The 21,270-nt window shown below is 71.8% G+C and carries 26 protein-coding genes; 9 read left to right on the top strand and 17 right to left on the bottom strand.

The features are described from left to right. The first annotated feature begins 51 nt into the window (after positions 1-51). Positions 52-813, top strand: coding sequence for a maleylpyruvate isomerase family mycothiol-dependent enzyme (locus tag J2S42_RS24270; RefSeq protein WP_307242643.1), 762 nt, complete (start codon positions 52-54; stop codon positions 811-813). Between the two features lie 39 nt (positions 814-852). Then, positions 853-2,232, top strand: coding sequence for a GH1 family beta-glucosidase (locus J2S42_RS24265; RefSeq protein WP_307242642.1), 1,380 nt, complete (start codon positions 853-855; stop codon positions 2,230-2,232). Positions 2,233-2,896: 664 nt separating this feature from the next. On the opposite strand, the gene J2S42_RS24260 is transcribed toward J2S42_RS24265, so the two are convergent. The 7 genes from J2S42_RS24260 to J2S42_RS24230 all read right to left on the bottom strand — a co-directional run bounded on the left by J2S42_RS24260 (position 2,897) and on the right by J2S42_RS24230 (position 7,306). Then, on the bottom strand, positions 2,897-3,037 hold the full coding sequence (locus tag J2S42_RS24260; RefSeq protein WP_307242641.1) for a hypothetical protein: 141 nt from the start codon (positions 3,035-3,037) through the stop codon (positions 2,897-2,899). Between the two features lie 37 nt (positions 3,038-3,074). Then, entirely contained in the window at positions 3,075-3,866 is a 792-nt protein-coding gene (locus tag J2S42_RS24255) for an EI24 domain-containing protein (protein ID WP_370879427.1), read from the bottom strand. Between the two features lie 95 nt (positions 3,867-3,961). Beyond that, positions 3,962-4,849, bottom strand: coding sequence for a hypothetical protein (locus J2S42_RS24250; RefSeq protein WP_307242640.1), 888 nt, complete (start codon positions 4,847-4,849; stop codon positions 3,962-3,964). A 69-nt stretch (positions 4,850-4,918) separates the two neighbouring features. Then, positions 4,919-5,803, bottom strand: a complete 885-nt coding sequence (locus J2S42_RS24245) for an alpha/beta fold hydrolase (RefSeq protein ID WP_307242639.1) — start codon at positions 5,801-5,803, stop codon at positions 4,919-4,921. Further along, entirely contained in the window at positions 5,800-6,111 is a 312-nt protein-coding gene (locus tag J2S42_RS24240) for a DUF2516 family protein (protein ID WP_307242638.1), read from the bottom strand. The genes J2S42_RS24245 and J2S42_RS24240 overlap by 4 nt, the downstream gene beginning before the upstream one ends. 77 nt (positions 6,112-6,188) lie before the next feature. Beyond that, on the bottom strand, positions 6,189-6,788 hold the full coding sequence (locus J2S42_RS24235; protein ID WP_307242637.1) for a hypothetical protein: 600 nt from the start codon (positions 6,786-6,788) through the stop codon (positions 6,189-6,191). Beyond that, positions 6,785-7,306: a helix-turn-helix domain-containing protein gene (locus tag J2S42_RS24230; protein ID WP_307242636.1), complete on the bottom strand. Its 522-nt coding sequence runs from the start codon at positions 7,304-7,306 to the stop codon at positions 6,785-6,787. The genes J2S42_RS24235 and J2S42_RS24230 overlap by 4 nt, the downstream gene beginning before the upstream one ends. Positions 7,307-7,443: 137 nt before the next feature. On the opposite strand from J2S42_RS24230, the gene J2S42_RS24225 reads away from it, so the two are divergent. Continuing rightward, positions 7,444-8,253, top strand: coding sequence for an alpha/beta fold hydrolase (locus J2S42_RS24225; RefSeq protein ID WP_307242635.1), 810 nt, complete (start codon positions 7,444-7,446; stop codon positions 8,251-8,253). 42 nt (positions 8,254-8,295) lie between these two features. Here J2S42_RS24225 and J2S42_RS24220 read toward each other — a convergent pair whose 3' ends face one another. From J2S42_RS24220 to J2S42_RS24205, 4 genes are read right to left on the bottom strand one after another with little or no spacing between them, the layout of a single operon-like run. Beyond that, positions 8,296-9,123, bottom strand: coding sequence for a beta-keto acid cleavage family enzyme (locus tag J2S42_RS24220; RefSeq protein ID WP_307242634.1), 828 nt, complete (start codon positions 9,121-9,123; stop codon positions 8,296-8,298). An 18-nt stretch (positions 9,124-9,141) separates the two neighbouring features. Continuing rightward, positions 9,142-10,236, bottom strand: a complete 1,095-nt coding sequence (gene ygfZ / locus J2S42_RS24215) for a CAF17-like 4Fe-4S cluster assembly/insertion protein YgfZ (RefSeq protein WP_307242633.1) — start codon at positions 10,234-10,236, stop codon at positions 9,142-9,144. Further along, positions 10,237-10,668, bottom strand: coding sequence for a Fur family transcriptional regulator (locus J2S42_RS24210; protein WP_306835777.1), 432 nt, complete (start codon positions 10,666-10,668; stop codon positions 10,237-10,239). It lies immediately after the preceding gene. 13 nt (positions 10,669-10,681) lie between these two features. Further along, on the bottom strand, positions 10,682-11,056 hold the full coding sequence (locus J2S42_RS24205) for a DsrE family protein (RefSeq protein WP_307242632.1): 375 nt from the start codon (positions 11,054-11,056) through the stop codon (positions 10,682-10,684). Between the two features lie 14 nt (positions 11,057-11,070). Here J2S42_RS24205 and mtfM point away from each other — a divergent pair, with 14 nt between their 5' ends. Together mtfM and J2S42_RS24195 are read left to right on the top strand one after the other, a co-directional pair. After that, positions 11,071-11,175: a small membrane protein MtfM gene (mtfM, locus tag J2S42_RS24200; RefSeq protein ID WP_306835781.1), complete on the top strand. Its 105-nt coding sequence runs from the start codon at positions 11,071-11,073 to the stop codon at positions 11,173-11,175. Further along, positions 11,172-11,789 (top strand): heme-binding beta-barrel domain-containing protein, encoded by a 618-nt coding sequence (locus tag J2S42_RS24195; RefSeq protein WP_307242631.1) that lies wholly within the window; start codon positions 11,172-11,174, stop codon positions 11,787-11,789. The genes mtfM and J2S42_RS24195 overlap by 4 nt, the downstream gene beginning before the upstream one ends. Before the next feature lie 4 nt (positions 11,790-11,793). Here the strand turns inward: J2S42_RS24195 and J2S42_RS24190 are convergent, their stop codons facing one another. The 6 genes from J2S42_RS24190 to J2S42_RS24170 all read right to left on the bottom strand — a co-directional run bounded on the left by J2S42_RS24190 (position 11,794) and on the right by J2S42_RS24170 (position 16,586). After that, positions 11,794-12,654, bottom strand: a complete 861-nt coding sequence (locus J2S42_RS24190) for a hypothetical protein (protein WP_307242630.1) — start codon at positions 12,652-12,654, stop codon at positions 11,794-11,796. A gap of 78 nt (positions 12,655-12,732) precedes the next feature. Further along, entirely contained in the window at positions 12,733-13,056 is a 324-nt protein-coding gene (locus J2S42_RS24185) for a DUF1416 domain-containing protein (protein WP_370879236.1), read from the bottom strand. 5 nt (positions 13,057-13,061) lie between these two features. Beyond that, positions 13,062-13,910 (bottom strand): sulfurtransferase, encoded by an 849-nt coding sequence (locus J2S42_RS24180; protein ID WP_307242628.1) that lies wholly within the window; start codon positions 13,908-13,910, stop codon positions 13,062-13,064. 204 nt (positions 13,911-14,114) lie between these two features. Beyond that, on the bottom strand, positions 14,115-14,183 hold the full coding sequence (locus J2S42_RS41985; RefSeq protein ID WP_370879426.1) for an Ms5788A family Cys-rich leader peptide: 69 nt from the start codon (positions 14,181-14,183) through the stop codon (positions 14,115-14,117). Positions 14,184-14,748: 565 nt separating this feature from the next. Beyond that, on the bottom strand, positions 14,749-15,558 hold the full coding sequence (locus tag J2S42_RS24175) for an LmeA family phospholipid-binding protein (protein WP_307242627.1): 810 nt from the start codon (positions 15,556-15,558) through the stop codon (positions 14,749-14,751). A 62-nt stretch (positions 15,559-15,620) separates the two neighbouring features. After that, positions 15,621-16,586 carry a hypothetical protein gene (locus J2S42_RS24170; RefSeq protein WP_307242626.1) on the bottom strand — a complete coding sequence of 322 codons (966 nt, stop codon included), beginning with the start codon at positions 16,584-16,586 and terminating at the stop codon, positions 15,621-15,623. 272 nt (positions 16,587-16,858) lie between these two features. On the opposite strand from J2S42_RS24170, the gene J2S42_RS24165 reads away from it, so the two are divergent. The 4 genes from J2S42_RS24165 to pstA all read left to right on the top strand — a co-directional run bounded on the left by J2S42_RS24165 (position 16,859) and on the right by pstA (position 21,263). Next, a complete protein-coding gene (locus J2S42_RS24165; RefSeq protein WP_307242625.1) occupies positions 16,859-17,575 on the top strand; it encodes a winged helix-turn-helix transcriptional regulator in 717 nt (238 codons plus the stop codon). Between the two features lie 359 nt (positions 17,576-17,934). Next, positions 17,935-19,047, top strand: coding sequence for a phosphate ABC transporter substrate-binding protein PstS (gene pstS / locus J2S42_RS24160; protein WP_307242624.1), 1,113 nt, complete (start codon positions 17,935-17,937; stop codon positions 19,045-19,047). Positions 19,048-19,092: 45 nt separating this feature from the next. Further along, the gene (pstC, locus tag J2S42_RS24155) at positions 19,093-20,187 is read left to right on the top strand and encodes a phosphate ABC transporter permease subunit PstC (RefSeq protein ID WP_307242623.1); all 1,095 of its coding nucleotides are present in this window, start codon (positions 19,093-19,095) and stop codon (positions 20,185-20,187) included. Next, positions 20,184-21,263 (top strand): phosphate ABC transporter permease PstA, encoded by a 1,080-nt coding sequence (pstA, locus tag J2S42_RS24150; RefSeq protein ID WP_307242622.1) that lies wholly within the window; start codon positions 20,184-20,186, stop codon positions 21,261-21,263. Before pstC ends, pstA begins: the two co-directional genes overlap by 4 nt. The last annotated feature ends 7 nt before the right edge of the window (positions 21,264-21,270 follow it).

Raw genomic sequence — 21,270 nt, 5'->3', positions numbered from 1 at the left:
AACCCTAGGCTGGGGGCGAGCGGACTGGGCGGCCGCGTGGGAGGAACGGTCATGACGAAGCTGCATGCCACGAAAGACTTCTGGATCGGCGCACTGCGCGCCGAGGGTCCCGCGTTCCGCGCGGCCCTCGCCGAACAGACGCCGGGCGCGCCCGTTCCCACGCGTCCGGAGTGGACCGTGACGGACCTGATCGGCCACCTCGGCGGCTTCTACGAGTGGGTCACCACGCACGTCACCCGCGGCGTGACCACCGCGCCCGAGGAGACCCGGCAGCCGGCCGGCACGCCGACCGGTGCCGACCCGCTGACCTGGTGGGACGAGCGGTATGCGGCGGCCCTGGCCACGCTGGAGGGCGTGGAGGAGGACCTGCCCGCGTGGAATCCGATGCCCGCGCCGAAGAAGGCCGCGTTCTGGCTGCGCCGCGCCGCGCACCTGACCACGCTGCACCGGTGGGACGCGCAGATGACGATCGGGCTGTCCGAGCCGATCGAGGCGAAGCTGGCCGCGGACGGGCTGGCCGAGTTGCTCGACACGCTGCTGCCGGCCGGGCGTGGCACCGGCCCGCGGGATCGGTTCGGCATGATCCACCTGGTCGCGTCCGACCTCCAGCACGAGTGGTTCGTCCGGCTGCGCGGCGAGGGCCTGGCACTGCTGGACACGGACACCATCCTGGACTCCGACGATCACCGGGCGCGCGTGCTCGCCGCCGGTTCCGCCAGCGATCTTCTGCTCGCGCTGCACGGCCGGATTCCGTTCGACACTCTGGAGATCACCGGAGAGCGTTCTCTGCTGGACGGCCTGCGCATCGGCTGACCGCACCCGCCGCCATGATCCGGGAGTGATAATGGCGACGTGACTAACCCTCCAACACCGAGCGTGACGTTCCCCAAGGGCTTCCTCTGGGGGGCCGCCACCGCCTCCTACCAGATCGAGGGCGCCGCCCGGGAAGACGGCCGCGGCCCCTCGATCTGGGACACGTTCAGCCGCACACCGGGCAAGGTGTACGCCGGGCACACCGGCGACGTCGCCTGCGACCACTACCACCGGTACCGCGACGACGTGGCCATGATGGCGGACCTCGGCCTGCAGGCGTACCGGTTCTCCATCGCATGGCCGCGCATCCAGCCGGACGGCACCGGCCCGGTCAACCCGGCCGGCCTGGACTTCTACGACCGGCTGGTGGACGAGCTGCGCGGCAAGGGGATCACCCCGGTCGTCACGCTCTACCACTGGGACCTGCCGCAGTCGCTGGAGGACCGTGGCGGCTGGACCTCCCGGGACACGGCCTTAGCGTTCGCCGACTACGCGCAGGCCGTCCACAAGCGGCTCGGCGACCGGGTCGAGACCTGGACCACGCTGAACGAGCCGTGGTGCTCCGCCTACCTCGGCTACGCCGCCGGCATCCACGCGCCCGGCGTCCAGGACCCGGAGTCCGCGTTCAAGGCCGTCCACCACCTGCTGCTCGGCCACGGCCTGGCCACCCGCGCGCTCCGCGACGCGGGCGTGCAGACGCTCGGCATCACGCTCAACCCCGCCGCGGTCTCCCCCGCCGACCCGGAGAGCGAGGCCGACGTGGCCGCCGCCCACCTGGTCGACGGCCTGCAGAACCGGATCTTCTTCGACCCGATCCTGCGCGGCTCCTACCCGGACGACGTGCTCCAGCACATCCGCCGGTTCTCCGACCTGAGCTGGCTGCGCACCGGCGACGAGACGATCATCAACCAGCCGATCGACGTGCTCGGCATCAACTTCTACTCGCCGACCTACGTCCGGTCGAAGCCCGGCATCGACGGCAACCCGACCGCCCCCGGCACCGAGGGCATCGAGTTCCTGCCGGCCGCCGGCCCGGTCACCGACATGGGCTGGGCGATCGAGCCGGCCGCGCTGACCCGCCTGCTGGAACGCATCCACCGCGACTATCCCGGCACCCCACTCATGATCACCGAGAACGGCGCCGCGTACCCCACCGGCCCGGACGAGACCGGCGACCGCGTCCCCGACACCGACCGCGTCACCTACCTCGACGGCCACCTGCGCGCCTGCCACGACGCCATTGCCCGCGGCGTCGACCTGCGCGGCTACTTCGTCTGGTCCCTGATGGACAACTACGAGTGGGCCGAGGGCTACCGCAAACGCTTCGGCGTCGTCTACGTCGACTACCACACCCAGCGCCGCATCCCGAAGGACAGCGCCCGCTTCTACTCCCAGGTCATCCGCAACAACGGCCTCTGACCCACCCCGGGCGCCGGGCCTCCACCCCACCCGGCGCCCACCCGACCGCCCCGAACCGACCTTCCCGCTCCCGGCGTGCCCACGTCGGGCACGCTCCCGCGGGCAAACCGCGCGGAGGCCTCCGACTCCGCCGGCAGCTCCGCTCCGGCCTCCGCGACGGAGCCGGTCCCAGCCCACTCCCGACCCCCGCCGGCCCCGGCCGCACTCAATCCCCAGCCGCGCCCAGCTTCCCCGCCACCTTGGCTCTGCTTACCTGGCTCAAATGTGCGCCGCCGTCCTCTGTCGCACCAGGTCAGCCGCGATCCGGGCCGGGTCCTCGCCGACCAGGCCGAGCCGGGGCCAGGCCGAGCCGGGGCCAGCCCGAGCCGGGGCCGAGGCCCGCTTCCGAGCGAGGACCCGAAGCTGGCGTGGCCGATGTTGCGTAAGAGAGTCCGGACCAGACCGCGGATCGACGTCCACGGCAACGACCGCCCCGCAGGATTGTGGATCTCGTCTTTATCGTGAAGTTCCGGGCGGGCCGCCTGGCGGACTGGTGGTCATCTCAGATTCGGCCGCGAGCGTCCGGCGGGCTTGTGCCGCTTCCTCTGCCTTCCTCGCCTCCCGCCTTCTCTTCGAGCGGCCTGTCGCGATGACGCGGCCGGCGGCAAGGCCAGGAAGCGCACCTCTAAGTGATCTCCGGGTGGCCGGAGAAGCCGAGGGGCGAGGTTGGCTGGCGGTTGTCGGTGTCGGTGTCCGCGAGAGCGTGCACCTTCTTGATCGCGTCATCGATGGACGCAAACGCGGCGCCGGCACCGTTCAGGGTCACGACCGGAAGCGGAAATATCGGCCTTTGTCGAGTTGGGTCAGTGGTGATCGATGGGGAAGCCGAGAGAGCGGCGGGAGAGGAGCGCGGCGCCGGCGACGGCGGCCGGGGTGACCAGGATGGCGCCGAGCGGGATGAGGAAGCAGATGAAGACGCCGACGCCGAAGCCGAGTGCGGCGGGGCGGTGGGCGCGGAGGACGCGGCGGCGGTCGGCGAGGCGGAGGCCGCGGCGGTAGAACGGGAAGCCGGTCAGTTCTATCGCCAGGAACCATCCGCCGACCAGCGCGGCGATCACGGGGACGACGGTCTGGCCGATCAGCGGGATGAAGCCGAGCAGGAACAGCGGGATGCCGCAGAGGACGGTCAGGCCGATCAGGCGGATCGAGTCGGTCAGGCTCAGCCGCATGGTCCGGTGCCAGGGCAGGTCGACCTCGTCGGGGACGCCGCCGTAGCGGTTCTCGACGGCCTCGGAGATCTTCTCGTAGAACGGGTCGCCGATCAGCAGGGTGATCGCGGTGAACGTGAGCATGCCGACCAACACGAACAGGCCCAGCACCGCCGCGGCCACGGCGAGCCGGATGATCTCCTGGAAGCCCTGGTCCCAGGTGTCGGCGAACGGCGTCAGCCACTCCGAGATGTCCGAGACGAAGTAGAACAGCGTGCCGAACGCGGCGAGGTAGAGCAGGCCGGAGATGAACGCGGGGATCAGGCCGAACGCCATCAGACGCGGGTTGCTGACGTAGAGCCCGAGGCCGCGCAGCAGCATCCGGATCCCGGCGAGGAACTCCTGCGCGGTGCTGCCGGCGCGTACGGCGGCCGGGTGTGCGGTGATCGGGGGCCGGGCGTGCGGCCCGGGCTGCTGCGGAAGCGTCACGACCTGGAAGCCTAAGGGCAGCGCGCCATCACCGCCTCCCGGCCACCGCGGCCCTATGCGGGCTCCGCCCCCGGCTCTGCCCCGGACCACTCGCCGTCCGGCGTCGGGATCGGCTCGGGGCGGGCCGTAGACCGCTCGCCGGACGGCGCCAGATCCGGCAACCCACCAGCAGACGCCACGCCCGGCAGCCCGCCGGACGGCGCCGATTGCGTCGCCGCCGGCTCCGGCCACCCGCGAGCCGCTTCTGAGCGCACCGTGATCGACTCCGGCCGCTCGCCGGACGGTTCCGGTACCGACGTGGCGGACTCCAGCCACTCGTCCGGTAGCTCTGGTTCCGGCCGGTCGGCAGGCGGTTCCTGGGGTGGCACGGCCGTGGCGGATTCCAGCCAGCCCGGCCAGTCCGGCCAGTCGCCGGAGGGTGTCGATTCGGGTGATGCGGCGGTGGGCATCGGCTCCGGGGAGAACGTGCCCTCCGGGTTGCCGGGGCCACCGGATTCGACCGGGCCGGCCGGGCCGCTGGGGCCGGTCGGCGCGCAGATCGGCAGCAGCGGCACCGGCGTGCAGGTCGCCGGCGCGGACGGGGAACCGGTGGACGGCGGTGGCGCCGGCGTGGCCGCGCCGCCGGTGGTGGGCGGTGGCGTGGGGCCGGTGCCGGGGCGGACGGGGGTCGGCTGGCCGGCCGGTGCGGGCACGCCGGGGAGCGGGCTCACCACGCCCGCACCGGCGGCGGTGCCGGGCGGGTCGTGCGGCGTGCTGCCCGGTGGCGCGGTACCCCAGGTCGCGACCGCGCTCGGTGGGGCGCTGCCGGCGGGCGCGTCGCCGAACAGGCCTACTCCGGACGGGCCGAGCGGCGAGGACAGGCCGCCCAGGCGCCAGCCCACGTGGATGGCGGATGGGAGGCCGCACACCACGATGGCCGCGAACACGATCCTCGGCGACACCTTCACACCCGAATCACCGCAAAACGGAAGCTAAAGGTTACGCAGCTACCGGCACCGATTCCCGAACGGTCAGTTCAGGAAGCCGGCGATGCGCTCGCGAAGGTCGGCGCGGTGGGTGAAGACCGGGCCGGGGCGGTCGTAGACGTGCAGCGTCGCGCGCGGCAGCAGGCCTGCCAGGTGCTCGGCCGCCTCCACCGGGTGCAGGTCGTCGCCGCGGGCGCCGATCACCAGCGCCTCCGCGGTCACCGCGCCGAGCGCGCCGGGGTCCGACACCGGGATCGCGTCGGCCAGGCCGGTGAGGTCCGCGCCGAGCCCGTCCCGGGACAGCTGCTCGACGCGTTGCCGCAGGTAGCCCCAGCCGGCCGGGGTGTTGCGCACGGACGGCGGCAGCTCGGCGGAGACGGCCTCGGCGATCGCGGCCAGGTCGCCGTCCTGCACGGTCGCGAGCAGCGTCTCGATCCGGTCGCGCAGCGCGTCGCCGCGCGGCTCGGCCACCGGGATCGGCAGGAAGAAGACCACCCGCTCGAACCGGCCGGGGCTCTCCGCGAGCAGACGGGCCAGCGCGGCCGCGCCCATGCTGACGCCGAGCGCGCGGGTGGCGTCCGACAGGTCGGCGACGGCCCTCAGGTCACGGGCCAGGTCGGCGTAGTCCCACGGACCGGCTGGCGCCTCCGATCGGCCGTGGCCGCGGAACTGGAAGAAGACACGGCGGCCGAGCACGGCGCTGCCCAGCGGACGGGTCGCGGCGATGCTGCCGGCCAGCCCGTGCGCGAACACGGTGCCCGGCTCACCGGTGCCGCCGATCAGCCGCTCCAGCCGTACCCCGTGCGGGGTCTGCACGATGTCGGTCGGCGGCTCGGGGAGCGTGGGGCGGCCACTGCGTGGGGCGGAGGGTCCGGGACCGTAGGTCCGCGGGCCGCCGTCGGGTCGCGGCGGCCAGCGGAAATCCCTCACCAGAAGCCTTTGCCGTCGGAGAGGTCCCGAAGGCCGACGCGGACGTCCAGCAGGTACACCATCCCGGCCGCGATGCCGATCATCTGGAAGATGGTCTGCCGGCTCAGCAGGAGGCAGAAGACCATGCACAGACCGAGGATCGCCAGCCAGCCGCCCTTGGGCAGGGTGCCGATGGCGGGGAAACCGTCCGCCCGCTGGGTGAGGCAGTGCACGAACGAGACGCCGAGGACGACCAGCGCCAGGAAGAGAATCACCAGGTCGATGATGCCGCGAACGTAGAAGGCGAAGATCGGGACGTCGGCTGCCATGCCCCCAAGCTTAGAGCGTTCCCCGGCGCGGGGTAGCGGAGCGCGAGGCCCGCGGTCCGGGCCTCGCGCTCACCGGGTCACTCCGCGGCCGGTGCGGCCTTCTTCGCCACCCGCTTCCGCGGCGCCGCGGCCACGTCGGCCGGGGTGGCGATCGCCTCGGTCACGTCCGCCGGGGTCGCGGTGACCTCGGCCGGGGCCTCCGTGGCCTCGATGTCCGCGTTCACGGTGTCGGCGGCCTGCACCACACCGGTGCCGACCACGCGCTCGCCGTGCGCGACCAGCGCCGCGTACGTGCTGACCGCCCGCTGCTGCGCGACCTGCGCACCGGCCTGGGCGACCGCGAGCGCGGCGACCGCGTTGCGCTTGGCGGCCTCGGTCAGCTTCGCCACCTCGCTCTCCGGGCCGGCGGCGCGCTGCCGCAGCGAGCCGGCCTGCGCCTGCGCGACCTTCAAACCCTCGACCGCGCGGGTACGGATCTCGTCGCGCCGCCCGTTCAGCTCCTCGGCCCGGGTGCGCAGCTCGGCCACCGCGACCGGCACGCGCTCGCGCAGCTGCTCGACCACCTCGGGGAGCTTGCGGATCTGCTGGTACGCCAGGTCACCGGCACCGGCCACCGCGTAGAGCGGCGTGGGGATGCGGGTGCCGGCCGGGGTCGTGGTCTCGGTCTGGTTCGTCATGACGTCTCCTCCGTGGTGGGGGTGGTCGTGGTCGGCGCCTTCTTCACCGGGGGCGCCTGCGCGGCCGCGTCACCGTCCGTCTTCGCCGCCGCCTCGGCCGTGGCGTCCGCGACCTCGGCAGCCGCGGCCGCCGCCTCGGCCGTGGCGTCCGCAGCCTCGGCAGCCGCGGCCGCCGCCTCGCGTGCGTTCTCCCGGCGGAACGTGTCGTAGATCTGGGTGAGTGACTGCTTCTGCGCCATCGTCAGGTCCGGGTCGCCCGCGATGGCCTCGAGCACGCCGGGCGCGTCGCCCTCCAGCAGCCCGGCCCGCAGGTACATGGCCGGGGTGGAGACCCGCAGCGCGCCCGCGAGCTGCTGCAACACCTCCGCGCTGGGCTTGCGCAGGCCACGCTCGATCTGGCTCAGGTACGGATTGCTGACCCCGGCCTGCTCGGCGAGTTGCCGGAGCGAGATCTTCGCGTTGCGCCGCATGTCGCGGATGAATCCGCCGATGTCGCGCGGGAGGTCTGCCGGTGCCATGCCTCCGACGGTAGCCCTGAGTGCTAACTGTTGCAAGCAAAATGCTTGCGCGAGTTAGCACGGTCACTGCGCGCGCGTTACGGAACGTAGACAGAACTCGCATTGCCGCGGGCATCGATGCGACCTACTGTCGCTAGGTGCCTTATCTTGATCTTCCAGGGGCGAGCCTCGCCTACGACGACGACGGCACCGGCCCCGCCGTGCTCCTGCTGCACGCGGGCATCGCCGATCGGCGCATGTGGCGCGAGCAGGTCGGCCCGCTCTCCGTGATGCACCGCGTAATCCGGCTGGATCTGCGTGGCTACGGTGAGTCCACGTTGACCCGTACGCCGTTCGCACACCACGACGACGTGGCAGCGCTGCTCGACGCGCTGCAGATCCAGCGGGCCGTGCTGGTCGGGGCGTCGTTCGGCGGCGCGGTCGCGATCGACACCGCGATCGCCCACCCGGACCGGGTCGCCGGGCTCGCGCTGATCGGCTCCGCGCTCTCCGGCCACGAGTGGTCCGAAGAGGTGGACGAGTTGTGGGAGGCGCTCGCCGCCGAGGTCGGTACGGACGATGTGGACGCGATGGCCGAGGCGGAGGTCCGCTTCTGGGTGGTCGGCCCCGGCCGGGACATCGCGAAGATGGACCCGGACCTGCTCGAACTCGCCTGGCGAATGGACCGGCGCGCACTCGCCGCCGAGGCCGCGCTGGGCCAGGTGGACGTGCACCAGCTGAACCCGGTCGCCACCTACCGGCTCGCCGAGGTGCGCCCGCCGACGCTGGTCACGGCCGGTGCCGCGGACGTGCCGGACATCCGCCGGCTGGCCGACCGGATGGCCGCGGAGATCCCGAACGCGCACCGCCTGCCGGACATCCCGGACGCGGCGCACCTGGCCCCGCTGGAACAGCCGGAGGCGGTCAACCGCATCGTGCTGTCGTTCCTCGGCGCACTCCGGGGCTGACGCGCGGTGAGGCGTCCCGCGGGGCGCCTCACCACCGGCGCCTCACAGCCCGAGCAGCTCGCGGGCCTGCCCGGGCGTCAGCGGCGGGCGCTGGGCGATCTGGGCGAGACCCACCGCCCGCGCCACCAGCTGCATGTTCGACTCGACCGGCCGGCGCTTGGCGTACGTCAGCGTGTCCTCCATGCCGACCCGCAGGTGCCCGCCCGCGGACAGCGCCGCAAGCATCACCGGGATCGTGGTCCGGCCGATGCCGGTCGCGGTGAACGTCGTACCGTCCGGCAGGTCGCGCATCACGGCCAGGCACGCGGCGAGCGTCTCCGTGGTGCCGTCCATCCCGCCGGGCACGCCCATCACCAGGTCGAGGTGGACGTGCCCGCCGGCCGGCAGCCCGTCCTCCGCCAGCAGCCGGCGCAGCGCGTGCAGCTGGCCCAGGTCGAAGATCTCGTACTCCGGCACGATCCCGCGCTCCCGCATGCGGCGGTGCAGGTCGACGACGAACGGCCAGCGGTTCAGGAACACGCCGTCGCCGAAGTTGACCGAGCCCATGGTGAGCGACGCCGCGTCCGGCCCGGCGTCCAGCACCGCGCGGCGCGCGTCCTCCGGGTCGCCGACCGCGCCGCCCGTGGAGAGCTGCACGATCAGGTCGGTCTCGGCGCGCAGCGCGGCCACCGTCTCGCGTAGCCGGCCCGGGTCGAGCGTGGGCTCACCGGCGTCGTCCCGCACGTGCACGTGGATCATCGCGGCGCCGAGCGCGGCGCACTCCTTCGCGGTGACCAGCAGCTCGTCGAGCGTGACCGGCAGCGCCGGCGCGTCCTGCTTGCGCGTCTCCGCCCCGGTCGGCGCCACGGTGATCAACGTGCCGAGCGACATCCGGCGTCCTTCCGCGAGCTACAGAGTGATCGTCGGGTCGATCGCCGCGGTCGCCACGCCCACGCGCAGTGCCGCGTCGTCCGGCGTGTTCCGCTTGATCACGGCCAGCGCGATCGTACCGAGTTCGTGGTGCCGCACGGCCGTGCCGACGAAACCGATCTCCTTGCCGGTCTCGTTGGTCACCGGCGTGTGCACCGCGGGCGGCTCGTCCGAGCTGATCCCGTCCAGGTGCAGCAGCACCATGCGGCGCGGCGGCCGGCCCAGGTTGTGCACGCGCGCGATCGTCTCCTGACCGCGGTAGCACCCCTTGTCCAGGTGGACCGCGGGCTCGATCAGCCCGACCTCGCTCGGCAGCGTCCGGTGGTCGGTCTCGAACCCGGCCCGCGGCAGGCCGGCCGCCACCCGCAGCGCCTCATAGGCCCACAGACCAGCCGGGGGTACGCCGAGCGCCGTCACCAGCGCCGCGACGCCCTCGCGCGGCACGATCAGGTCGAAGCCCAGCCGCCCGGCCCGCACGAACCCACCGGACGGCAGTTCACGCACCGCGTACCCACTGGTGGGTTGGGGTTTGAGCGTTCCGCTGGGGAACTTGGGGCCCGGCACCGGCTGCACCGACGGCGACGGCAGGCCGGAGACGCCGATCCGGGCCAGCGCCTCGGCCGCACGCGGGCCGGCCAGTGTGAGCACGGCGCGCTCCGCGGTCGCGTCGCGCGGCTCGACCCGGGTCAGGAAGACCATCTTGGACAGGAACGTGAGCAGGCCCGCGGTGCCGGCCGGCTCGGTGTCCAGCCAGACCGTCTCGCCGATCTCCGCGACGCCCGCGTGGTGCTCGACGTGCCCGTGCGGCGACAGCACCAGCAGCTCGGTGCCCTGGCCGTCGCGCAGGTCGGCGAGGTGCTGGGTGGTCAGCGAGTGCAGCCAGCCGGCCCGCTCCACGCCCGGCACGGCCAGTACGCCGCGGTGCGACCGGTCCACGATGCCCGCCTCGGTGTCGAGCAGGCGCTGCTCCCGGGCCGGGTCGCCGTAGTGGGCGGCCACGTCCGTGTATCCCTGCGCATCCGGCACGGACTCGTCCAGCTGACGGATCCCGATCGCGCCCGGCACGTCCAGCATCTACTTCTCCCTGCCGCTGTCTCCGCACTCGGCGCACGTGCCGAACAGGGCCACGTGCCCGACGTCCACGGTGAATCCTTTCTCGCGGGCGAGCTCATCGGCCAGCGGCGCCATCAGCATGGGGTCCATCTCACTCACCGCGCCGCAGTGCCGGCAGACCAGATGGATGTGCTGGTCCTGCCCGGCCGGGTGGTAGGTGGGCGAACCGTGCGACAGGTGGGTGTGCCGGACCAGCCCCAGCTCCTCCAGCAGCTCGAGCGTCCGGTAGACGGTGGTGATGTTGACGCCGGCGGCGACCTCACGCACGGCGTTGTGCACCTGCTCGGGGGTGGCATGGCCCAGCTCGTGCACCGCCTGCAGCACCAGCTGGCGCTGCGGCGTCAGCCGCAGTCCACGCTCCCGCAACATCTCGGCCAGCGTTGTTTCGGACACCGCCCGAGCATAGTCAGTAGACGAGTGCTTGGGCGCCCTCGGCGAGTGACTCCTCGACGAAGACCGCGGCGCCGGCGATCCGGACACCCTCGATCACGTCCGCCGGGCCGATGTCGCGGCGGGCCGCGCACTGTGTGCACAGCGTCACCCGGCCGCCGGCCAGCACCGCGTCCAGCAGGCCGGGCAGCGGTGCGGAGTGCGGCAGCTGGAACTCCGCGGCCCGGCCCGGCAGCGCGAACCAGGCGGACTCGCCGGTCAGCCACAGCGAGACGTCCACACCGGCCGCGACGGCGGTGGCGGCGACCGTGAAGGCCTGGGCGCAGCGCTCCGGTGCGTCCGCGCCGGAGGTCACCTTGATGACGAGAGATCGGGCCATGACGGTCAGCATAGGATGGGCCGGTCATGGTTACCGAGATCGGGTTTGTCAGCCTGCTGGTGGCGGGCTTCGGCGCGCTCGCGGGCGGTCTCGCGTATCTCGCCGTAAGGATTTCAAGGGGACGCTGGTGACTTCGCCGGACACATCGTCGGACAACCCGCTGCTGCCGCCGTGGGCCTCACTGGCTCCGGTGGAGTACGCGTACCCGTTCGAGGAGACGCACGACCTGCGCACCGGGCCGGATCTGCACCCGCACCTGCTGGGCCTGCTGCCGTACGTCGGCGTGTGGCGCGGCCGGGGCCAGGGCGGCTATCCGACGCTCGAGGGCGAGGACTTCCACTTCGCACAGGAGCTGCGGATCAGCCACGACGGCCGGCCGTTCCTGTTCTACGAGTCGCGCGCGTGGATCATCGACGAGGAGGCGAAGCCGATCCGCCCGGCCGGGCGGGAGATCGGCTGGTGGCGCCCGGTGGTGGTGAACGACCGGGTCACCGACGACGTCGAGGCGCTGATGACCAGCCCGACCGGCATCATGGAGATGTACCTGGGCAAGACCAAGGGCACCACCCAGATGGAACTGGTCACGGACCTGGTCGTGCGCACCTCCACCGCCAAGGAGGTGACCGCGGGCCACCGGCTGTTCGGCATCGTCGAGGGCGCGCTGCTCTACGCGTACGACATGGCCGCCGAGGGTCTGCCGCTCACCCCGCACCTGTCCGCCCGGCTGCTGCGCGTCGCGGGCTGAGGGCTCAGCAGGAGGTGGTCGCGGCGACCGCGATCTCGCCGCCGTCGGCCACCTCCACCGCGACGCCCTCCCGCGCGCCGTCGGAATACGCGAACCGCCTGTCGCCGCTGGTCAGCACCAGCCCGGCGCGCGGTGTCAGCACGTCGCTCAGCACCGGCGCGCGTTCCGGGAAACCGGCCACCAGCGCGGTGGTGAGCGTCCCGCCGCCCGGGCAGGGCACGGACGCCGCGCTCTGCCGCGAGCCGGTCGCGCCCAGCGCCGCGAGCACGCCCTCGGCCCGGCCCGCCGACATCGGGTCCGCGGCCGGTTCAGCGACGGCCGGCAGCGGGCCGTCGACCGGCCGGCAGCCGCTCTCCAGCGCCACCCGCAGCACGCCCGGCTCCTCGACGATGCCACGCAGCCCGATGAAGTCACCGGCGTCCACCCGGAACGAGTTCGTGACCCCGGCGGCGTCCCGGCCCAGCCAGATCCGGTAGCCGGCCGGCAGCGCGCCCGCGGCGGCAACCCGCTCGATCAGCGGCGCCGCGTCCTCCGGTGCGATGTGGACGGTGGCCGCGCGGGTCAGTTCCGCGCCGTCCCGCGCGGTCGTCACGCGGCAGCCGGGCGCGATCCGCGGCGGCTGCAGCACGATCACCGGTCGTACGCCGCCGTCGCCCGGCCCTTCGGCCAGCTTCGCCAGCACGGTGCCGTACGCGCGCTCGGCCACCGGCACCGCCCGGTCCAGCGGCCGGTGGTCGCGCACGGTCGGCGCGTCGGTCCGGTACGAGTAGTACGCCAGGCCGGCGATCACCAGCACCCACGCGGTGACCGCGGCCGGCGCCACGCCCCGGCGCCGCCACCACGGGGAAACCTGGGCCTCGGTCACCGTGCCATGGTGTCAAAACGAGGAAAGCCGGTCCGCCCCGGGTGAGGGCGGACCGGCTCTGCGATCGGTGCGGTGACGTCAGTCGCCGACGGTCACCGCGAACTCGTTGAGGCCGCGGTCGGCGGAGACCGTCCGGTCGCCGTTGCCGTGGCGGGACAGGGCGCGCAGCGTCCACGAGCCCGGGGCGGCGAAGAACCGGAACTGGCCCGCGGCGGACGTGACGACCTCCGCGGTGAACTCGCCGGTCGAGTCGAGCAGGCGCACGTACGCACCCTGCACGGCCTCGCCCTCGGCGGAGGTCACCACGCCGGTGATCACGGTTTCCTTGGCCAGGTCGATGCCGGCCGGCAGCGGGGCGGACTGGTCGGGCGCGGCGCAGGTCGCGTCGGTGACAGCGGTCATGGTGATCACGCCTTTCCGGGCTCGTCGCCGAGGACCACGGGCACGCCGACGAGCGAGCCGTACTCGGTCCAGGAACCGTCGTAGTTCTTCACGTTCTGGTGGCCGAGCAGCTCCTTGAGCACGAACCAGGTGTGCGAGGAGCGCTCGCCGATCCGGCAGTACGCGATGGTGTCCTTGCCGTCGTCGAGCCCGGCGTCGCCGTAGATCTTCGCCAGCTCCTCGTCGGACTTGAACGTGCCGTCCTCGTTCGCCGCCTTGCTCCACGGCACGCTGACCGCGGTCGGGATGTGCCCGCCGCGCTGCGCCGACTCCTGCGGCAGGTGGGCGGGGGCGAGCAGCCGGCCCGCGTACTCGTCGGGGGAGCGCACGTCGACCAGGTTCTTGGTGCCGATCGCGGCCACGACCTCGTCGCGGAACGCGCGCAGCGACAGGTCCTGCTCCTGGGCCACGTAGGTGGTGGCCGGGCGGGTGACCTCGCCCTTCACCAGCGGCCGGGCGTCGAGCTCCCACTTCTTGCGGCCGCCGTCGATCAGCTTGACGTCGCGGTGGCCGTAGAGCTTGAAGTACCAGTACGCGTACGCCGCGAACCAGTTGTTGTTGCCGCCGTAGAGCACGACCGTGTCGTCGTTCGAGATGCCGCGCGCGGACAGCAGCGCCTCGAACTGCTCCTTGTTGACGAAGTCGCGGCGGACCTCGTCCTGCAGATCGGTCTTCCAGTTCAGCTTGATCGCGCCGGCGATGTGGCCGCCGTCGTAGGCGGTGGTGTCCTCGTCGACCTCGACGAAGACGACGCCGGGCGCGTCGATGTTCTTCTCGGCCCAGTCAGCCGAAACGAGTGCGGTGTCGCGACTCATCGAATCACTCCTTGTGAGGATTTGGTGGGTCGAGTCAGCGCGCGGATTTATCGGTGAGAGTTTGTCGCACCACGCGCGGGACCCTGTAGATGGAGGGTTCTCGTGTTTGTGCGACGGCGCCGGTGCCGGGCTCAGAGAGATCGAGTGCCACGCGGTCGCGCGACTCGATCGAGCCGACGCGCAGGCGTGAAGGCAGCCCCGCCGTCAGGAGACGCGGGGACAGAGGCAGGCGGCCACGCGGCACAGGTCGACCGCGCGCCTTTTAGTGAGCATCGTGCCCATGCGAAGGACCCTACCAGCGCGCCAAGGTCACGCACAGGGGCGACCACCATGCGGGAAGTCACGCCACCCGGAACACAGTTCGAAGATCCAGAAGCGGATTTTCCCGCTTCCGGCGTGATGCAGCCCGCATGCTCCCGCGGGCTTCCAGTCCCGCTGTGGCCGGGAAAACCTCCGCAGCCCGCGCCACGGATCAGTGAGCCGCCCGCCGGCGTCCGCGGGGTGCGCGCTGCCGGAGACCGTGAGATCCGCGCCGCGGATCCCACGGCACGACGGCTGCCGCGTGGGTTACCGCCGTACCACTGGGAAACCGCCGCACCACCGGGAAACCGACGCACCACGGGGAAACCGCCGCACCACCGGGAAACCGGCTCCGAAGCCGGCCGGAAAGCGGAGTTCCGGCGAAGTCTTTCCGGCCGGCGAGGTTGGCCCGCGGGAGCGAACGGGCGCAACCATGCCGGAAGCAGGTAGATCACGAATCTTGATCTTGATCTACCCGGATCATCAGGGCGTGTTTGGTGGACCTCGCCGCAGGCCGTCGGGATCCGCCGAACGAGCCCTAGGCGCCCTGGTTCAGCGGAACGTCCTTCGCGGTCGCGGTGACCTGCAATCCCTCGACGGCCGGCTTGATCTCGGTGACCTGCAGGCCGAACGGCAGCGCCGGGAGCGCCACGTTGAGCGAGAGCTGCTCCGCGTACCCGCTGATCAGGTTCTGGACCAGCGCGTTGTCCGGCAGCCCCTCGGCAGTGAGCGTGTCGAACCGGACCTGCACCGTGTTGTCCTGTACCGCGATGTTCGCCGTGCCCTTCAGCTCGACGCGCTGGCCGAGCACCTCGACCGGCAGCGTCGCGCCCAGCTTGCCGTCCTGCTGGGAGAGCGTGACGCCGTCCTGGCCGATCATGCCGGCCAGGCTGGTGTAGTCGATCGTGCCGACGCCGTTGACGTTCGACGCGACGATCTCACCCTGGCCGGTGCGCAGCGTGTCCAGCGGCGCGGAGACCCCGGTCGCGTCGATGTCGAGCGTCGGGATGCGGACCACGTCCGCCGCGCCGGGCACCTGGCCCTGCACCTCGCGCAGCAGCACGGATATCTCGTCGTACCGGCCGGCCAGCACCTGGGTCAGGAACGGGACGCCGCCCACGGACACCTCGGCCGGTTCGGCGCTGAGGCCCTGCGCGGCGAGCTGACCGTCGATCTCGGTGCCGATCCGGTTCTCCGCGTAGCCGTGCGCCACCCGGTCCGCGACCACCACCAGCACACCCAGCACGATCAGCAACACGATGAGCGTGATGAGCAACGCCCGTCCCCGCCGGCGGCGCCGCGGCCGCTCGACCTCAACCTGCTCGGTCGGCTGCTCGTACACCGTCACCGTCGCCTCCCAGCGCGCTCGTCAGACTTGAGTCTTGTTACGGAACCGGATACCCAACGGGCTCAGGTGAGGAACATGACAGACATCAGGTAGGCCATCGGCGCCGCTAGTGCGAAACCGCCCAGCGGCCCCTGCATGTGCCGGGCCAGGAACATGGTCGGCGCGTCACCGGCCAGCTGCCGGCCGGCCTCGGAGTAGTCGGTGGCGAGGTCCACCAGGCTGGCCGCACCGGCCGCGACCAGGCCGACCAGCGCGGCGCTGCCGGGGTCGAAGCCGACCTGGTAGCGGCCGATCACCGCGGCCACCGCGGTGCCGATCATGGTGCCGAGCACCACGCCCAGACCGCCGCGCGGCACGTGCGGCTCGAATCGGGGCCAGGCGAAGACCGAGTCGAGCGCGCGGGCCACCACCAGCGCGACACCGGCCGCGGTCAGGCAGACCACGATCGCCTGGGTGCCGGCCGGCTTACGGGTCAGCACGATCAGCATGGCCAGCACCACCACGCCGAGCACGATCAGCAGCGTGGAGAAGAACGACTCGCGCACCCGGGCGCGGTCCTGCGCGCGGAACAGCTGGCCGATCACGCCGGCCGCGAGACCGCCGACCGCCACCCAGGCGAGCGGACCGGCACCGGCCACCGTGGGCAGTACGGCGGCGGCGTCCGCGGCCAGCGCGGTGCCCACCGCCACGGTCGCGACCAGCGGGAGCGCGGGCGGCCGGGTCGCCATCGTCCAGGCCAGGATGAACAACAGCTGCACGCCGAAGACCACGGTCGCGTACGGCAGGCGCGCGTTGCCCGGACCGGACGTCTGCGCGCCGAAGATCAGGCCGATCGCCAGGAGCGCCGCGAACCCGGCGATCGCCAGTGAGAGCAGCCGGCGCACTTCGACCGGCTCGATCGGCTCCTCGTCCTCCTCCGCCTCGGCGGCGCGGCGCGCGTCGCCGACCAGGCTCGGCGCCTTCGGGAAGAAACCGGCGTCCTTGGACGGGCCCGCGGGGCGGTCGTCATCAGCTGCGGAGGGGAACACGAATGCGATGGTGCCAGACGCGGCAACAGCGACGCTCACCACGCTGATCGCGCATGTGTTCATCCGATGTCAATACCGCGTCCCCTTGCTCACTCCTTGAACTCGCAGGAGCGCTTTTGTTTAACGATCGGCTAAGGTAATGCCTTGACGCCCGTCAGCGATGCCGGGACCAACGCTGGTTTGGGGATCAGCCAGTTCGGGGTAGCCCGGCCTGAGCCTGGCGCCGCTACCGGTCACCTGCGCGGCCTCCCGCCGCCAGGACGGAGGTCTGTGTGGAAATTCTGCTGCTGGTGACGGCACGCGCGGGTGAACCGTCCGTCGTGCTTCCCGCCCTCGATCTTCTCCCCCACTCGGTGCGGACCGCTCCCCGCGACGTACGCACCCTCGTCTCCGGTCCGAGCCCGGACGCCGTCCTCGTGGACGCCCGCTCGGAGCTCGCCGAGGCCCGTGCCACCTGCCGCATGCTGCACGCCACCGGGCTGGGCGTGCCGCTCGTCGCGGTGGTGACCGAGGCCGGCCTGATCGCGCTGAACGCGGACTGGGGCGTCGACGACGTCATCCTGGCCAGCGCCGGCCCGGCCGAGGTCGAGGCGCGGCTGCGGCTCGCGGTCGGCCGGCTCACCAACGCGACCGCCGGTGCCGGTGGGCTGATCCGGGCCGGCGAGCTCTCGATCGACCCGGACACGTACGCGGCGAAGCTCAAGGGCCGCCCGCTCGACCTGACGTACAAGGAGTTCGAGCTGCTGAAGTTCCTCGCCCAGCACCCCGGCCGGGTGTTCACCCGCGACCAGCTGCTGCGCGAGGTCTGGGGCTACGACTACTTCGGCGGCACGCGCACGGTCGACGTGCACGTGCGGCGGCTGCGCGCCAAGCTCGGCTCGGAGTACGAGTCGATGATCGGCACGGTGCGCCAGGTCGGTTACAAGTTCGTGGTGCCGCCGAGCCGGCCGCTGCCGGAATCGGAGCTGGCCCCCATTCCGGTCGGGTAACGAATCCCTCGAAGTCTTCTACGGCCCGGCGGGCGCGGTGATCTACATCGCGCCCGCCGGGCCGTTTTCCGTGCGCCCGTGACCTGCAACTTTGATAACAGAGACGTCACGGCAACGACTCGTCACGATCTCGACTGGGACGATATAAGCGATATTTCGGTCAGGAGTCACTCGGTTCACGAAACGGACAACTGCCCCTCAGACGCAGGACACGTCGAGGCTGGGACCTGTTAAGTCCCTGTTCATTTACACCGGGCGTTACGGCTACCTGACGCTCCTAGCTTGCAATTCAGCCGGTGCGACTCCGGCGGCCGGGACGCCCAACCCGGCGAACCGTCCACTTGAAGGGAATTCCCACGGTGAAGCTCCACCGGCACGGCGCTCTCGCGTGCCTCGCCCTGACCACGACGCTCGCCCTGAGCGCCTGCGGATCGGACAACACGGAGACCGACGCGGCCGCGCCCGGCGCGTCCGCCCCCGCCGCCGCCAACTGCGCGACCGGCACGCTGAACGCTCAGGGCTCGTCCGCGCAGAAGAACGCGGTCGCTGAGTGGATCAAGGCCTACCAGACCGCGTGCGCCGGCTCGACCATCAACTACGAGGGTTCCGGCTCCGGCGCGGGCATCAACGCCTTCATCGCCGGCACCGCCGACTTCGCCGGCTCGGACTCGGCGCTCAAGGAAGACCAGCAGCCGAAGGCCGACCAGCGTTGCGCGGGCAACCCGGCCATCCACCTCCCGGCGGTCATCGGCCCGATCGCGGTCGTCTTCAACGTCGACGGCGTCGAGAAGCTCAACCTGACCCCGGCCACGCTCGCGAAGATCTTCGCCGGCAAGGTCACCAAGTGGAACGCGCCGGAGATCGCGGCCGACAACGCCGGCGTCACCCTGCCGGACGTCACCATCAACCCGGTCCACCGCTCGGACGAGTCCGGCACCACGGAGAACTTCACCAAGTACCTGGCGAAGGTCGCCGAGGCCGACTGGACCTACGAGGCCGCCAAGTCCTGGCCGGCCGACATCAAGGGTGGAACCGGCCAGAAGGGCTCGGACGGCATTGCCTCCGCCGTCGCCGGCTCGGCCGGTTCGATCGGCTACGTCGAGATGTCCTTCGCGGAGAACTCCGACCTCAACACCGCCGCCATCCAGAACGGTGCCGGTGAGTTCACCGAGCTGACCGCCGACGCGGCCGGCAAGACCATCGAGGGCGCCGAGGTCACCGGTACCGGTAACGACCTCAAGATGTCCATCGACTACGCCACCAAGACCGCGGGTGCCTACCCGATCGTCCTGGTGACCTACGAGATCGCCTGCTCCGCCGGCAACTCCGCCGACAAGCTCGCGCTGATCAAGGGCTTCCTCGGCTACGCGGCCAGCACCGAGGGTCAGGCCGCGCTGCTCGAGCTGGGCTACGCCCCGCTGCCCGAGACGGTGCGCGCCAAGGTCGAGACCGCCGTCGCGGCGATCGCCTGACGGTAGACAACCCCCCGATACGAACGCCTAAGACGGAGCGCGCTGATGGGTGACACCCCTCCCCGCTCGGTCGACGCCAGTGCCGGCGGCCCAGGTGGAAACACCAGGGCCGCCGGCCTCGCGGCGTCTGCCGATGGCCTTTCTGACAACAACTCCAGTAACGGCCGGCGCACCCCGCTCGGGGGGAACGGCGGCGGCACCGCGCTGCCGCGCGCCAAGGCCTTCGGCACCGAGCCGGCCTTCCGCGGCCTGACGCTCGCGGCCGGCACGACCGTGCTGGTCATCATCGTCGCCATCGCGGTCTTCCTGATCACCGAGGCGATCCCGGCGCTGCAGGCCAACGAGGAGAACTTCTTCACCTACAACAACTGGGCGGCCACCGGCACGCCGCCGCGGTTCGGCATCGCCGCCATCGTCTTCGGCACCGTGGTCTCCGCGGTCATCGCGCTGATCATCGCCGTGCCGATCGCGCTGGGCATCGCGCTCTTCCTGTCGCACTACGCGCACCGGCGGATCGCCACCGGTCTCGGCTTCGTCATCGACCTGCTCGCGGCCGTGCCGTCCGTGGTCTTCGGCCTCTGGGGCCGGTCGGTCTTCATCGAGCCGGTCCGCGACTTCTCGGTCTGGCTGCACACGTACTTCGGCTGGATCCCGCTGTTCGGCGGTGAGGGGCCGTACGGCAACTCGATCCTGCTGGGCTCGCTGGTTCTGGCGATCATGATCCTGCCGATCGTCACCTCGCTCTCCCGCGAGGTGTTCATGCAGACGCCGAAGCAGAACGAGGAGGCCGCGCTCGCGCTCGGCGCCACCAAGTGGGAGATGATCCGCACCGCGGTGCTGCCCTACGGCCGCCCCGGTGTGATCGCCGCCGTGATGCTCGGCCTCGGCCGCGCGCTCGGCGAGACCATCGCGCTGGCCATGACGCTCGGCTCGTCGTTCGTCATCACGGCGGACATCATCACCAACGGCGGCGTCACGATCGCGTCGAACATCGCCAACGGCTTCGGCGAGGCCAACGAGATCGGCCGCGGTGCGCTCATCGCGTCCGGTCTGGTCCTCTTCGCCATCACCCTGGTGGTCAACATGGCGGCCCGCATCATCATCTACCGCCGCCGCGAGTTCACGGATGTGGCCGCATGACACTTCTCGCCCCGGAACAGGACGACGTCAAGGCCGGCAGCCTGCACACCAAGCGGCTGCCCGGCTGGGCCGCGGTCGCCACCGCGGTCGCCGCGCTGGCCCTCTCCGCCGCGCTGGTGCTCGGCACCGGCATCGGCAACTGGGTGCTGGTCATCGTGCTCGGTGCGGTCTTCTACCTGATCGGCTTCTTCATCGCGGCCAACGCGGTGGAGGGCGTCCGGTCCGCGCGCAACCGCACCTGGAGCGCGCTGATCCACGCCGCGTGCGTGCTGGCGATCCTCCCGCTGGCCTCGGTGGTCTGGACGCTGATCTCGAACGGCGTCAACCGGCTCGACGCGGACTTCTTCCTCACGTCGATGAACAACATCGGCGCCCGGGACCCCAACGGCGGCGCCTACCACGCGATCGTGGGCACGCTGGAGCAGGTCGGCATCGCCGCGCTGCTCACCATCCCGCTCGGTGTGCTCGGCGCGATCTACCTGGTCGAGTACGGCCGGGGCCGGCTGGCGCTGGCGATCCGCTTCTTCGTCGACGTGATGACCGGTATCCCGTCGATCGTGGCCGGTCTGTTCGTGCTCGCGTTCTGGGTGCTGATCGTCACGCCGATCTTCAACGACGGCCGGCCGGGCTACTCCGGCTTCGCCGCCGCGCTCGCGCTCAGCGTGCTGATGCTCCCGACGATCGTCCGCTCCACCGAGGAGATGCTGCGGCTGGTGCCGGCGCCGCTCCGCGAGGGCGCGTACGCGCTGGGCGTGCCGAAGTGGAAGACCATCCTGCGGATCGTCATCCCGACCGCGCTGCCCGGCATCATCACCGGCATCATGCTGGCGATCGCCCGCGCCGCCGGTGAGACCGCGCCGGTGCTGCTGGTCGCCGGTGGTACCGCGGCGATCAACTTCAACCCGTTCGAGAACAACCAGTCGTCGCTCGCACTGTTCGTGTTCAGCCAGGCCACCGAATCGACGCGGTTCTCCCCGGACCGCGCCTGGACGGCGGCGCTCACCCTGGTGGCGCTGGTCCTGATCCTGACCATCGGCGCGAAGCTGCTCGCCCGCCGCAACCGGCTGACTCGCTGAAGCACCC

Source organism: Catenuloplanes indicus (assembly GCF_030813715.1).
GTDB lineage: Bacteria > Actinomycetota > Actinomycetes > Mycobacteriales > Micromonosporaceae > Catenuloplanes > Catenuloplanes indicus.
Note: the sequence above shows the minus strand (reverse complement) of the source record. Positions and strands in the feature narration are given on the sequence as shown.